Source organism: Pseudomonas sp. RA_15y_Pfl1_P11 (genome assembly GCF_963970975.1).
GTDB lineage: Bacteria > Pseudomonadota > Gammaproteobacteria > Pseudomonadales > Pseudomonadaceae > Aquipseudomonas > Aquipseudomonas tritici.
Genome location: NZ_CAXAOY010000005.1, coordinates 173,056 through 186,995, shown reverse-complemented (window position 1 = coordinate 186,995; position 13,940 = coordinate 173,056). Strand labels below are relative to the sequence as shown.

Sequence of the window (13,940 nt, the reverse complement as noted above, 5' to 3'; positions counted from 1 at the left end):
TCAGTCACCGTCGTTGGCATTGAAGCCCAGTTGGATGCCCAGCGCTTTGGCCAGCTCGCCTTCGTGCAGGCGGTGGACAACGTTGAGGCTGTCATAAATGTCGTTGAGCTGCTGGCGTCCGGCGTCGTCGGCCAGCAGTTCGTTGAAGGTACGCTGGTTGCTGTCGAACAGCTTCAGCGACGCGGCATAGGCGGCATCGATCTTGTCGGCCAACGGCTTCTGCTCGGCAGGCAACAGGCCGCGTAGGCCTTTGTTGTCGACGCCGACCCACACAGTCTGGGCCGCCGCGAGGCTGGCCTCGAGGCTTTGCAGGGACGACTGGCTGCGCCACGCATCGGCCTGGAATGGCTGCGGGATACCCTTGGTCTGGCGACCCATCGGCGTGCCGAGTTTTTTCTTCAGGGTGTCCAGTGCGGTCACCTGGACGCGCAGCAGGTCAGCGATGGCTTCGTGGGAGTCCGCGTAGCGCTGGTTAGGAAACTTGGTCATCTGCGCAAGCATGCCGTCGGTGCTGTTCCAGCTGGCCAGGATTTCTTCGGCCAGGGCCTTCTGACGGTCGCCGATAGCCACCAGCAGCGGGCAGTAACGGGCTTTCTGAGCGTCGTCGGCGATGTCGGTCTTGGCGTCGTAGAGGATGTATTCGTAGGCCGACAGGCCTTGCACGACCACGCTGGACTTGGCCAGGGCCGCGACGTCGATCTGTGGCTGGCTGGCGACCAGTTGTTCGACTTGGCGGCCGACCAGGTTTTTCTTGTCCGGCCAGAACTGCACCTGCCAAGCACGGTTGCCCTCGGCCAGCGGGCCGATCAGCAGCGGTTGCAACTCGGCCCAGGCCTTTTGCGCATGCAGGAAGTCGGCGCGGGCGGTGTCCAGGCTTTCCTTGCCTTGGCAGTAAGCCAGGGCGCTGACGGCCAGTTGGCGGTCGGCTTCAACCCAACGGCTGTACGTCGGCAAAATCACTTGCTTGGCGATAGCCGCCGAGGTCACTGCTTGCGGGTCTTGCGGTGAGCAAGCGCCGATGGCGAGTGCGGCAAGGCTGGTGAACAACAACTTGGGACGGAACATGTCGAGCTCCCTTCTGTAATTGGGGCAAAGCTTATAAAGAATTCAGGAACGCCAGCAACGCAGCGCGCTGCTCGGCATTGAAAGACAACACATGCTGCTGCGCCGCTTGTGCTTCGCCGCCGTGCCACAGCACGGCTTCGAGCAGGTTGCGCGCGCGGCCGTCATGCAAGAACTGGGTGTGGCCACTCACGGTCTGCGTCAGGCCAATGCCCCACAGCGGCGGCGTGCGCCAGTCGCGGCCACCGGCCTTGAATTCGCTACGGTTGTCGGTCAATCCGTCGCCCATATCGTGTAACAGCAGGTCGCTGTAGGGGCGGATCACTTGGCTGGCCAGTTCAGGTTCGGAGGCAGAGGCGGCCGTGGTGAACGCGGGTGTGTGGCAACCCTGGCAGCCCGCTTGATAGAACAGGTTTTTACCGGCCAGCACTTGCGGCGAGTTGACGTCGCGGCGCACTGGCACCGCCAGGTTGCGCGTGTAGAACAGCACCAGGCGCAGAATGTTGTCGCTGACTTCAGGCTCGCCGTCGGGGCCATTGCCGTTAGGCGCCTGCTTGCAGGCGACTTGAGTATCGGTGCAGTCATCGAACGGTCTCAGGGACGTGGTGAGGCCCATATCACCAGAAAACGCGTGAACATTTTGTTGATTGAGGTTGGGTTGCCCGGCTTTCCAGCCGAAACGCCCCAGCACGGTTTTTTGCTGGGCGTCGTCCCAGACCCAATTGGCGCGGCCGACGATGGCTTCTTTGTCGGCGGTCTTGGGGTCAGTGTTGCGCAGGATATCGGCGTCGCTGATGGCTTCCAGCAGGCCCAGGCCGATCATCGGCGGGGCGATGCGCGCGGAGAAGCGTGTATCCGGATGCATCGGGCCGTAGCCAAGCTGGGTGAATTGCAGGGCCGGCTTGCGTAGTTCGACTACCGTGCCGTCCTTGAAGGTAACGTTGACCGGCGTGTAGTCGACCCGCACCTTGCCTTCGGGCGCAACGCCGGGCACGGCCATGTCTTGCAGTTGCCCGCCGTAGACCGGTTCGGGCACTACGCCGATCTGTTCGATCAGCTTGGCATACGCAGGGCTACTTGGAATGGACAGGCGCACCAGCATCGACACCGCATTCGGTGCGTCGGGCAACGGTGGGTGCCCACGGCCGTCTTTTATATGGCAGTTCTGGCAGGCATTCGTATTGAACAACGGGCCCAGGCCATCACGCGCCGTGGTGGTGGACGGCGCGATCACCCATGGGCTGCGAAAGAAGCTGTTGCCCACGCTGAAATCCAGGCGCCGTGTGGCTGACAAGTTGGCCGAAGGCAGGGAAAACGCGTTCTGGTCGCGCTTGTTCACCGTCGCTGCGCCGCCCGCCCGTGATTCACCGGGCTCGGCCTTGGTGAACCTGGGTGCGTCATCGCAGGCCGTCAGGCTCAAGGACAGCAGTACTGCGGACAGGCGAAAAAACGGACGGAACATCGAAAGCCCTAAGCGAATGCGCAAATTATGGGCGCAAAGTCTAACAGGGCAGGGCGCAATGAATAAGAGCAATTATCGTTTAGTGGCATCCCGATTCATTCCCGCTAGAATGACCGCACATTTTTCTCTGGAGGTGGCCAATGCAGGCTCTCGACGCTTTGCTCAACCGTGTTTCCGTGCCGCGCTTGCTGGAACCGGCCCCGACCCAGGAGCAGCGCGACGTGCTGTTCGCCGCCGCCATGCGGGCGCCCGACCACGGGCAGTTGCGCCCTTGGCGTTTCCTGACGGTGGAAGGCGCCGCCCGCGAGCAAATGGGCACGTTGCTGGCTGAGGCGGCGCGCCTGCAAGACGCTGAAGCGCCGCAAGCCGCCATCGACAAAGCCCAGAATGGCCCGCTGCGTGCGCCGTTGGTGGTGGTGGTGATTGCCCACTTGCAGGAACATTTCAAGGTGCCGAAGTCCGAGCAACTGCTGGCTGCGGCCTGCGCTGCCCATGGGATCCTGTTGGCGGCCTACGCCCAGGGAATTGGTGCGGTGTGGCGCACTGGCGAATTGTCCTACTCGGCGCACGTTGCTAAAGGCCTGGGGCTGACGGCGGATGAGGAAGTGATTGGTTTCCTGTATCTGGGTACGCCGCAAAATCCGCCGCGTACTGCGCCGAAAGAGGATGTGGCGGCGTTTGTTCAAGCCTGGCCCGGTCGTTAAGTCGCTGCGAATCTGCTTTATGTGGGAGCTGGCTTGCCTGCGATGGCGGTGGGTCAGTCAATGATGTGTTGCTGATGCACCGCCATCGCAGGCAAGCCCGCTCCCACAGAGGGCGTCTTTGAATTTGGCTCGAATGCAGGGGCGCCACTCAGCGCTATGTTCGAAACATCGGCGTCATAAATCAATTCATGCGCGCTAGGTGAATGCCTACAGGCAGCGTTATGTGGGGGGGGTAAGCCGTTCCGGGCGTGACCAGATCCACAGGTTGCCCAGGCTCATGCCGGCAATCGCCAGGTAGATCGGCCAGCCGTGGTCGAGTATCGCCAGCATCAGAATCGCGCAGAGCAGCATGCTCACGGTGGCGCTGACCTTGGCCCGCCGCGTGATGATCTTGCCGTTGCGCCAGTTGGACAGGATCGGCCCGAACAGCCGGTGGTTTTCCAGCCAGGCGCTAAGGCGCGGTGAACTTTTGGTGGCGGCCCAGGCGGCCAACAGGATGAACTCGGTGGTGGGCAAACCCGGGATGACGATCGCCACCAATCCGATGCCCAGGCTGACGTAGGCCAGCAGGCCAAAGAGGATCTGCGCGATTTTCGAGGTGGATTGGGGTTTGCGGGTCATGGATTCGTGCAAGTGAGGGCAGCAAAAAAATCAGATTTGAACTGGGCCAAAATGTGGGAGCGGGCTTGCTCGCGAAAGCAGAGTGACAGTCACCTGATACGTGGCTGATACACCGTATTCGCGAGTAAGCCCGCTCCCTCAATCCAGGAATCAGGCCAGTTCAGGGGCGCTAGCGTACGCCTGTTCCAGCAAGATGGTGAAGCGTACAAACGCGTCGACCGCGCCTTTTTCCACTGCGGCTTCCTCTTCGGCGCTGAACTCCAAGGCGTCGAGGGTGCGGGTGAAGCGCTTCCAGCCTTCGGCACGACCGCCGGCCGGTTCACCCAAGTGGCGGGCACCGAAGGTTTCGCTCAGGCCCAGGCCCACGGCGCGCTTGATCAGGAACGCAGCGCCCAGCTTGGAGCCCTCGGAAACGAACAGCCAGCCGAGGGCTTCGGCCTTGCTCGGGTTCTTCACGGCGCCAGCCACCGGCGCAGGCACTTCGGTGTCCAGGTCGGCCAGGTCCTGCTTGGCGGCGTCGGCACGGCAGCGCTCCGCCAGGTCCGGCACGATCTTGATCAGTTCGGCATCGTTGTAAAGGGCCACCAATTCCGACTGGAACAGATACTGCGCCACCACGAAACGCGCGAAGTTGGCCTGGGTCTCGAACGGCGCGTGGGCTTTGACCAATGCGTCGAGCTTGGTGTGCGGCTCGTTCGTGATCTGGTTCAGGCGCTGGGAGCGCAGGCTTGGACGTTCTGCGGTAGGAGAAGCGGTCATGAATAAGTCCTTGAGAAGGGGAGCGCCTTATTGCTCTTAAAGAGAGCGGTTATCAACTAGACGAACAAGAAGACGCGGCACAGTAAAAAATCCTCACCCCGGCGATGAAATTTCGACGAGGTGAGTGGTGCGGGTCAGATGTCCCAGACCACGTTGATCGCAACGTTGCGACCCGGCTGGGTCAGGCGGTCGAGGTTGGCGGGCGAGGTCACACCGGCCTCGCCGACGCCGTCGTAGCTGCGCACGTCATCCCAGTTCCAGTACTTCTTGTCGGTCAGGTTGTAAAGACCACCGTTGAGGGTCACGTCGTGGGTGACCTTATAGAAGGCGGTCAGGTCGACAATGCCGAAGCCTGGGGTCTTGAAGGGGCCAGTGGTGCTGCCGTCAGGCGCATGGAAGGTGGTGCTGTCGACGCGATTCTGTTTTTTCACCAGGGTCCAGCTCAGCAGGCCACCGTAGTTGTCCTGGTCGTAGCCTAGGCCGAATACGCCCTTGAGCGGGTTGACGCTGTTGAGCGCCTCGCCATTATCGTCGTTGCGGCCATAGGTGTAGCCAACCGAACCCTGGGTGTACATGCCTTGCGGTGCGCCAAACGCGTCAAGGTTCAGGCGCCCTTTGGCTTCGATCCCCTTGATGGTGGCGTGCTTGATGTTGTTGGCTTCGAATTGCTGTGAGGTGCTGCCGGCGACGGAGGCGTCCTCGTCGATAAAATCGCGGTATTTGTTGTAGAACACGGCGATATCAAACGAACCGGAATCGAAGTTGCCACGAATCCCGGTTTCCACGCCCTTGCTGCTTTCCGGCTTGAGGTCCGGGTTGGGCTCGACGGTGTAGCCCTGCTGCAGGTTTTCGAAGCGGCCGTACAAGGCTTTGGCAGACGGTGTGCGGAAGCCTTCAGCGTATTGACCAAACCAGGTGTAGTGATCGGTCAGCGCGTAGGTCAGGCCGAATTTGGGCGTCACACGGTGCCAGGTTTTTTCCTTGTCACTGTGGGCGTAGATCCGCGTCGGGTCGACGGTGTTGAGGAACGCTTCAGTTAACTTGGGCTTGAGTTGGGTGTAGTCATAGCGCACCGCGGGCAGGAAGGTCCACTTGTCCCAAGTGATCTGGTCCTGCGCGAACAGCGAGTAAGTGTTGATAGTCGGGTCCGGGAAGTCGCTGGCTTTTTTCACGCTGTCGCTGGCCATCGGGCTGGGTGCGCCGATGGCCGTGCAACCGCTGCCGACCGCCAGGCAGGTGGCGGCGCCTTCGCGGGAGCCGGTGACTTTCTGTTGTTTGAGGGTGGTGCCATAGGTGAGTTGGTGATCGGTTTCACCCAGGCTGAAGGTCTTATCCAGCTGTGCGTCGAACACCCACTGTTTTTCTTCATAAAGGGTTTCGCGGGTGCGCAATACACGCCGTGATGGCTGGTAGATCTCGGCGGTGGTCTGGTCGGTCTTGGCGATCTGGTAGTTGAGGCTGGTCTTGATGTGATCGGCAATCGGCGATTCGAGGGCGAAGCGGTTTTCGATACCGAAACGTTCACGGGTGATGGTGTCGTTGCCCGACCGCGCCCGGTAGAAGTTGAAGCCGCGCCCGCCTGTGAACGGGCCGCCCACGGCATTCTTGAGGTTGACGTCGCGATCGTCCTTGAACTTCTCGTAAGTCAGGTCCAGTCGGTTGTCATCGCCATAATTCCAACCCAGCTTGGCCAGCACGTTAGTGGTGCGCGCATCCTCGGGGTTGGCACCGGTACGCGCCAGGCCCGTGGCGTTGTTGCCGTCGTAGGATTCCATTTCGTGACCATTACGCTGGCTCAGGTGCAGCAAGCCGTCGAAGTCCTGTACGCGCCCGGCGACGGTGGCGGAGGTCAACCAGCTCTCGTCGGCGGAGCTGTAGCCGGTCTTCAGGCGGGCGCCGACGTCCTGGCCGGGCTTGATGATGTCATCCGGGTCGAGGGTGAAATAGCTGACGGCGCCACCAATGGCGCTGCTGCCATACAGGGCCGAGGCCGGGCCGCGCAGGATTTCCACGCGCTTGACGATTTCCGGGTCCACGTAATTGCGGCGGGTCTTGGCGTAAGGGCCGTTGAAGAAATTGTCCGGCACTTCCACGCCATCCACCTGTGTGAGGATGCGGTCGCCGTCAATGCCACGAATGTTGTAGCCCGAGTTGCTCGCCCGGCCGCCGGCGCCGCCCACTGAGACGTTGGGCTCGTAACGCACCAGCTCGCGAAGGGTGTTCACGTTCTGGCGGTCCAGCTCCTCACGTTCATACACGCTGACGCTGCTCGGCACGCTATTTACATCCTGCTCGTTACGGGTGGCGCTGATAGTCACCTGCTGCAGGTTGAGGGTGCTCCCCGCTGCGCGCTTTTCCAGGACGATGTTGTTGTTGCCCAGTTTGCGGTAGCTCAAGTTGGTCCCCACCAACAGCCGATCCAGGGCTTTTTCCGGCGACAACGGGCCGCGTGCGCCAGGGGACGATACGCCCTGGCCGAGTTCCGCTGGCAGGCCGACTTGCCAACCGGTTACGGCGGTAAAGGCGTTGAGTGCCGAGACCAGCGGCTGCTGCTCGATGCTGAAGGTGTAGTTGCCATGGCTGCGCGGCGCAGGTTCGGCAGCAGCGGCCGTCATCACTGGCGCAGCGGCCAGTAGGATAGCCGCTGTCAGCAAGGACAGGACGGGCGAGGAGGACCGGCGGTTGAAACAAGAGGACATCGAGAGCGCTCCGGGATACGAATCTTATAGTTGCGAACTGAGACAAATAGGAATCAGTTGCATTGGCTAAGACGAGACGTACCACCGACAGCTATCGAGTAAAAATAATTCTCATTTAGTTCAAGATCACCAGCGCCGGGTATTCCGACAGCTTGGCCGAGGTGATGTGAGCCAGTGAACGCACGACGTCCAGGGGCTGGTCGAGGCGGTAATTGCCGGTGACGGCGACGCTGGCGAGCCGGTCGTTGGTGTTGACGATCCAGCCGGGGTAATAGCGGCGCAGTTCGGCGAGCACTTCGCTCATCGGACAGTTTTCGAAGATCAGCCGGCCTTGTACCCAGGCCAGGTCTTTGTTGGCGTCCAGCTTGGCAGGCTGGCCGAAGCCGTTGGGCCCGATGCGGATACTTTCACCGGCGCTCAGGCGCACGCGGGCATCGTCGAAGGTATTGCTCAGGTCGACATCGCCGCGCTGCACTTGCACTTGGGCTTCACCGTTGAGGTAGCGCACGGCGAAAGTGGTGTCGCGTACGCTGGCACGTACGGGGCCGGCGTCGATTTCCAGGGGCAGGCCATGACTGGGCACGACGTCGAAAAACGCCTCGCCCTGATACAGGCGGGCGATGCGCTGGTGGCCCTGGATGCTGCTGGAAAACGCCGAGTTGGTGTTGAGCAACACCTTCGAACCGTCGTCCAATTGCAGGCGCTGGCGTTCGCCCACCACGGTGAGGTGGTCAGCTTGCAGACGTACCGGCAGGTCGCTGAAGCTGAACAGGCCGATCAACAGCACGGCGGCGGTGGCCAACGGTTTCCAATGCGGTTTGACCCGGCGCCAGGCGCTGGGCTTGCGTGGCACGGCCAGGGCAACGGCGGCGCTGTGTACCGGCGCGCCACCCCAGGCTGCCTGGGCCTTACCGAAGGCGCGGACGTGAGCCGGGTCACGCGTCAGCCAGGCTTCAAATTCGGCCTGCTGCCCGGGCTGCGGGCACTGCAAGGCGATCAGCCAGTCGAGGGCTTGGTCCATAGCCGTGTCTTGCAACACCTCATGAGCCAGCTCATGTGGCCGCAGTTTATTCGGGTCCGTCACGGTGTTCCTCGGGTCTTCGCCACGTTCTATTCAACTTTCGCACAGCCTGTGCCGACGCTTCTGTCGGGTGAAGCTTAAGGCCGATCCAGCCGTTCAGCCACACCTACACAGATGGCCATGATCAATTTCAGTTCCTTTTGCACGGTGCTCAAGGACACGTGCAACTGATCAGCAATCTGCTGGTAGCTGCAACCATGCAGGCGGCTGAGGATGAAAATCTGCTGCTGACGGGCGCTCAACTGGCCCAGGCTGACGCTCAGGGCCTCAAGCATTTGCTCGGCCTGGGTGGCGTCCTCGGGTGTACTGATAGGGGCGGCGACGCTTTGCAGAACGTCCAGCGGGACATCTTCCTGCAACGTGCGTGCCTGGATCCGACGCGCGCGCAGGTGATCCAGCGCCAGGTTGCGCGCCGTCTGATAGACAAAAGGTTCAAGGTGATCGATCGGCCGCTCGCTCAGGGCCCGGGTGACGCGCAGGTAGGTTTCCTGCAACAGGTCCTCGGCGGTGCTGTGGTTATTCACCATCCGCTGCAAGGTGCGAAGCAGAATCACCCGTTGGGTGAGAAAGACTTGGTTGAAGCGAGATTGGCTCACAGTGATACCAGACCGATATTCAGTTAATGATAATGCTTATCATCAACTTAAATGGCAAGGGGCACTTTGAGCGGTTTGGCACAGGAAAGTTGTGGGAGCGAGCAAGCCCGCTCCCACTGGATTACTCGGCGTTGCACAGCGCCAGGCAGTTATCCAGCATACGGTTGGAGAAGCCCCACTCGTTGTCGTACCACGCCAGCACTTTCAGCAACTTGCCACTGACCTTGGTGTGATTGGCATCGAAGATCGACGACAGCGGGTTGTGGTTGAAGTCACTGGAAACCAGCGGCAGGGTGTTGTAGCCGAGGATCTTCGAGTGCTGGCTGGCTTCTTTGAGCAGCGCGTTGACCTGTTCGGCAGTGGCTTCTTTCTTCAGCTGTACGGTGAGGTCCACCAGCGACACGTTGATCACCGGCACCCGCACGGCCATGCCGGTCAGTTTGCCCGCCAGTTCCGGCAGCACCAGGCCGACCGCTTCAGCCGCGCCGGTCTTGCTCGGGATCATGTTCTGAGTGGCCGACCGCGCGCGGTACGGGTCGGTGTGGTAGACGTCGGTGAGGTTCTGGTCGTTGGTGTAGGCGTGAATCGTGGTCATCAGGCCGCTTTCGATACCCAGCTCGCGGTGCAGTACTTGGGCCACAGGCGCCAGGCAGTTGGTGGTGCACGAGGCGTTGGAGATGATCTGGTGGGATTGACGCAAAATGTCATGGTTCACGCCGTAGACCACGGTGGCGTCCGCGCCCTTGGCCGGTGCAGAGATGATCACCTTGCGCGCGCCAGCGGTAATATGGGCGGCAGCCTTGTCACGGTCAGTGAATAGACCGGTGCATTCGAACACCACGTCGATCTTGTGTGCAGCCCATGGCAGGTCGGCCGGGTTGCGAATGGCACTGACGGCAATCCGGTCACCATTGACGGTCAGGCTTTCCTGATCGTGTGCGACCTCTGCTTCGAAAGTGCCATGCACGGTGTCGTATTTGAGCAGGTGGGCGTTGATCGAACTGTCGCCCAGATCGTTGATGGCGACGATCTGCAAATCCTGGCGGTAGCCTTGGGTATACAGTGCGCGCAGGACATTACGGCCGATACGGCCAAAACCATTGATTGCGATACGAAGAGTCATTGGAGAGTGCCTGTCGTCGATTTGTTGTAAGAATTACAAGATTATTCGCATAAAAATAGAAAACAAGCCTTTTTAGTGGCAATATTTTGTTCAATCTACAACGAGTGACCTGAATCAACTGGTCCGATGATCCAAATGCCTACCTGCCATCCCATGCGCTGCGGGCGTTTGATCAACCCAGGAACGAGGGTCGCCATATCCGTTAGCCTGGAGTTCTACACATGCATCCCCGCGTTCTTGAGGTCACCGAACGGCTTATCGCCCGCAGCCGCGCCACTCGCGAGGCTTACCTTGCGCTCATTCGCGGTGCAGCCATCGACGGTCCGATGCGCGGTAAGCTGCAATGCGCCAACTTCGCCCACGGCGTGGCCGGTTGCGGCACTGAAGATAAAAATAGCCTGCGTATGATGAATGCCGCCAACGTGGCAATTGTTTCGGCATATAACGACATGCTCTCGGCGCATCAGCCGTACGAACACTTCCCGGAACAGATCAAGAAAGCCCTGCGCGAAGTCGGTTCGGTCGGCCAGTTCGCCGGTGGCACCCCCGCCATGTGCGACGGCGTGACCCAAGGCGAGCCCGGTATGGAGCTGAGCCTGCTCAGCCGTGAAGTGATTGCCATGTCCACGGCGGTAGCGCTGTCCCACAACATGTTTGACGCGGCGCTGATGCTCGGCATCTGCGACAAGATCGTCCCCGGCTTGATGATGGGCGCACTGCGCTACGGCCACCTGCCGATGATCTTCGTCCCGGGCGGCCCGATGCCGTCGGGCATCTCCAACAAACAGAAAGCCGATGTTCGCCAGCGCTATGCCGAAGGCAAGGCGACCCGCGAAGAGCTGCTGGAGTCGGAGATGAAGTCCTACCACAGCCCTGGCACCTGCACCTTCTACGGCACTGCCAACACCAACCAATTGCTGATGGAAGTGATGGGCCTGCACTTGCCGGGCGCCTCGTTCGTCAACCCGTACACGCCGCTGCGTGACGCCCTGACCCGCGAAGCCGCGCACCAGGTCACGCGCCTGACCAAGGCCAACGGTAGCTTCACGCCGATCGGCGAGATCGTCGACGAGAAGTCCATCGTCAACTCCATCGTTGCCCTCAACGCCACCGGCGGTTCCACCAACCACACGCTGCACATGCCGGCTATCGCCATGTCGGCGGGCATTATTCTCACCTGGCAGGACATGGCCGACCTCTCCGAGGTGGTGCCGACCCTGTCTCACGTGTATCCGAACGGCAAGGCGGACATCAACCACTTCCAGGCGGCGGGCGGCATGTCGTTCCTGATCCGTGAACTGCTTGAAGCCGGCCTGCTCCATGAAGACGTCAACACCGTGGCTGGCAAGGGCCTGAGCCGTTATATCCAGGAACCGTTCCTGGTGGATGGCGAGCTGGTCTGGCGCGACGGTCCGATCGAAAGCCTCGACGAAACCATCCTGCGCCCCGTGGCCCGTGCATTCTCGCCGGAAGGTGGTTTGCGTGTGATGGAAGGCAACCTCGGCCGCGGTGTGATGAAAGTCTCTGCTGTAGCCCCAGAGCACCAGATCGTCGAAGCGCCGGCGGTGGTGTTCCAGGATCAGCAGGACCTGGCCGATGCGTTCAAGGCCGGTCAGTTGGAAAAAGATTTCGTCGCGGTAATGCGCTTCCAGGGCCCGCGCTCCAACGGCATGCCCGAGCTGCACAAGATGACGCCGTTCCTGGGTGTACTGCAGGACCGTGGTTTCAAGGTGGCATTGGTGACAGACGGGCGTATGTCCGGCGCGTCGGGTAAGATTCCCGCCGCGATTCACGTCAACCCCGAAGCCCAGAGCGGCGGGCCACTGGCGCGGGTGCGCGATGGCGATATCATTCGTGTGGATGGCGTTACCGGCACCTTGGAGCTTAAGGTGGACGCCGAAGCATTTGCAGCGCGCACGCCTGCCACGGGCCTTCTGGGCAATAACGTGGGGGCCGGTCGTGAGCTGTTTGCATTTATGCGCTTGGCCGCAAGCTCCGCAGAGCAGGGCGCCAGCGCCTTTACCTCTGCCCTGGAGACGCTTAAGTGAAGCTAGCGCTGGTCGGTGATATCGGTGGAACCAACGCGCGTTTCGCGTTGTGGCGGGACCAGGCGTTGCATTCGATCCGCGTGCATGCCACGGCGGATCATTCCAGCCCCGAAGAGGCGATCAAGGTTTATCTCAAGGAAGAAGGCCTGGAAATCGGTGACGTCGGTGCGGTGTGCCTGTCGGTGGCCGGGCCGGTGAGTGGGGATGAATTTAAATTCACCAACAATCACTGGCGCCTGAGCAAGACCGCTTTCTGTAAAGCCTTGCAGGTGGATGAGCTGCTACTGGTCAACGACTTCTCGGCCATGGCCTTGGGCATGACGCGCTTGCAGCCCGACGAGTTTCGTGTGGTCTGCGAAGGCACGCCGGAGCCGTTGCGCCCGGCGGTGGTGATTGGTCCTGGCACCGGCCTGGGTGTTGGCACATTGCTGGATTTGGGCGGCGGGCGTTTCGCCGCATTGCCGGGCGAGGGCGGCCATGTCGACCTGCCTTTGAGCAGCCCGCGGGAAACCCAGTTGTGGCAGCACATCTACAACGAGATCGGCCACGTCAGCGCCGAAACCGCCTTGAGCGGAGGCGGCTTGCCGCGCCTGTATCGAGCGATTTGTGCAGTGGACGGGCACCCTCCGGTGCTGGACACGCCCGAAGCCATCACGGCGGCAGGCCTGGCCGGCGACCCGGTGGCGATGGAAGTGTTAGACCAGTTCAGCATCTGGCTGGGCCGAGTAGCCGGCAACAACGTGCTGACCACCGGCGGGCGCGGTGGCGTGTACATCGTGGGCGGCGTGATACCGAGGTTTGCCGACTTCTTTATCAGCAGCGGTTTCGCCAAGAGCTTCGCGGACAAAGGCTGCATGAGCGACTACTTCAAGGGCATTCCGGTGTGGTTGGTGACAGCCCCGTATTCTGGATTGACCGGGGCTGGCGTGGCTTTGGAGCAGGCGTTTGCGTAGGCCGTGATGGCCTCATTGCGAGCAAGTCGAAGGGGCCCTTGAGAGCAACAAATGACTTAAGCTTGGCCATAACAACAAGGAGGACCCCGTGAGCGTAATCAGTAAATCCATTCTCCTCGTCGACGACGACCAGGAAATCCGCGAGTTGCTGCAGACCTACCTCAGTCGCGCCGGTTTCCAGGTGCGTGGCGTGCCGGATGGCGCGGGGTTCCGCCAGGCGATGAACGAGGCGCCGTGCGACCTGGTCATCCTTGATGTGATGTTGCCGGACGAAGACGGTTTCAGCCTCTGCCGCTGGATCCGCCAGCACCCGCGCCAGGCGCAGGTGCCGATCATCATGCTCACTGCCAGCTCTGACGAAGCCGACCGCGTGATCGGCCTGGAGCTGGGAGCCGATGACTACATCGGCAAACCCTTCAGCCCCCGTGAGCTGCAGGCGCGGATCAAAGCGCTATTGCGCCGTTGCCAGTTTGGCCAGGAACGCAGCGTAGGCGGCGATGTGCTGGTGTTTGATGAGTGGCGCCTGGACATGATCAGCCACCGGCTGTTTCATGTGGATGGCGAAGAAGTGATCCTCTCCGGTGCCGACTTTGCCCTGCTCAAATTGTTTCTCGACCACCCCCAACAGATCCTCGACCGTGACACCATCGGCAACGCCACCCGTGGTCGCGACTTGATGCCGCTGGACCGTATCGTCGACATGGCTGTCAGCCGCCTGCGCCAACGCCTGCGCGATACCGAAAAACCCCCGAGGCTGATCCGCACCGTGCGCGGCAGCGGTTATCAACTGGCAGCCAGCGTGGTTGCCGGCAATGCCCACTGAACATGTGAC

Annotated in this window: 12 protein-coding genes; 4 read left to right on the top strand and 8 right to left on the bottom strand. The window is 61.3% G+C overall.

Annotated features, from left to right (window positions below):
* The gene (locus AACY44_RS08345) at nucleotides 1-1,065 is read right to left on the bottom strand and encodes an imelysin family protein (protein ID WP_339530035.1); all 1,065 of its coding nucleotides are present in this window, start codon (nucleotides 1,063-1,065) and stop codon (nucleotides 1-3) included.
* A gap of 31 nt (nucleotides 1,066-1,096) precedes the next feature.
* Nucleotides 1,097-2,524, bottom strand: a complete 1,428-nt coding sequence (locus AACY44_RS08340) for a di-heme oxidoreductase family protein (protein ID WP_339438117.1) — start codon at nucleotides 2,522-2,524, stop codon at nucleotides 1,097-1,099.
* 140 nt (nucleotides 2,525-2,664) lie between these two features.
* Here AACY44_RS08340 and AACY44_RS08335 point away from each other — a divergent pair, with 140 nt between their 5' ends.
* Complete coding sequence (locus tag AACY44_RS08335) at nucleotides 2,665-3,228, top strand: NAD(P)H nitroreductase (RefSeq protein WP_339417265.1); 564 nt, start codon at nucleotides 2,665-2,667, stop codon at nucleotides 3,226-3,228.
* Nucleotides 3,229-3,447: 219 nt separating this feature from the next.
* Here the strand turns inward: AACY44_RS08335 and AACY44_RS08330 are convergent, their stop codons facing one another.
* The 6 genes from AACY44_RS08330 to gap all read right to left on the bottom strand — a co-directional run bounded on the left by AACY44_RS08330 (nucleotide 3,448) and on the right by gap (nucleotide 10,107).
* A complete protein-coding gene (locus AACY44_RS08330; protein ID WP_339417263.1) occupies nucleotides 3,448-3,849 on the bottom strand; it encodes a YbaN family protein in 402 nt (133 codons plus the stop codon).
* A 150-nt stretch (nucleotides 3,850-3,999) separates the two neighbouring features.
* Nucleotides 4,000-4,608 (bottom strand): biliverdin-producing heme oxygenase, encoded by a 609-nt coding sequence (locus AACY44_RS08325; RefSeq protein ID WP_339436017.1) that lies wholly within the window; start codon nucleotides 4,606-4,608, stop codon nucleotides 4,000-4,002.
* A 134-nt stretch (nucleotides 4,609-4,742) separates the two neighbouring features.
* Complete coding sequence (locus AACY44_RS08320; RefSeq protein WP_339417260.1) at nucleotides 4,743-7,307, bottom strand: TonB-dependent receptor; 2,565 nt, start codon at nucleotides 7,305-7,307, stop codon at nucleotides 4,743-4,745.
* Between the two features lie 115 nt (nucleotides 7,308-7,422).
* The gene (locus AACY44_RS08315) at nucleotides 7,423-8,391 is read right to left on the bottom strand and encodes a FecR family protein (RefSeq protein WP_339530034.1); all 969 of its coding nucleotides are present in this window, start codon (nucleotides 8,389-8,391) and stop codon (nucleotides 7,423-7,425) included.
* Between the two features lie 74 nt (nucleotides 8,392-8,465).
* On the bottom strand, nucleotides 8,466-8,984 hold the full coding sequence (locus AACY44_RS08310; protein WP_339417256.1) for an RNA polymerase sigma factor: 519 nt from the start codon (nucleotides 8,982-8,984) through the stop codon (nucleotides 8,466-8,468).
* A gap of 121 nt (nucleotides 8,985-9,105) precedes the next feature.
* The gene (gap, locus tag AACY44_RS08305; RefSeq protein ID WP_049711713.1) at nucleotides 9,106-10,107 is read right to left on the bottom strand and encodes a type I glyceraldehyde-3-phosphate dehydrogenase; all 1,002 of its coding nucleotides are present in this window, start codon (nucleotides 10,105-10,107) and stop codon (nucleotides 9,106-9,108) included.
* A gap of 221 nt (nucleotides 10,108-10,328) precedes the next feature.
* Between gap and edd the strand changes: the two genes are divergently transcribed.
* The 3 genes from edd (at nucleotide 10,329) to AACY44_RS08290 (ending at nucleotide 13,931) form a co-directional block, all read left to right on the top strand.
* Nucleotides 10,329-12,155: a phosphogluconate dehydratase gene (gene edd / locus AACY44_RS08300; RefSeq protein ID WP_339417254.1), complete on the top strand. Its 1,827-nt coding sequence runs from the start codon at nucleotides 10,329-10,331 to the stop codon at nucleotides 12,153-12,155.
* Complete coding sequence (locus tag AACY44_RS08295; RefSeq protein ID WP_339436018.1) at nucleotides 12,152-13,108, top strand: glucokinase; 957 nt, start codon at nucleotides 12,152-12,154, stop codon at nucleotides 13,106-13,108. Before edd ends, AACY44_RS08295 begins: the two co-directional genes overlap by 4 nt.
* Nucleotides 13,109-13,196: 88 nt before the next feature.
* Nucleotides 13,197-13,931 carry a response regulator gene (locus AACY44_RS08290; protein ID WP_025854798.1) on the top strand — a complete coding sequence of 245 codons (735 nt, stop codon included), beginning with the start codon at nucleotides 13,197-13,199 and terminating at the stop codon, nucleotides 13,929-13,931.
* Nucleotides 13,932-13,940: the final 9 nt, after the last annotated feature.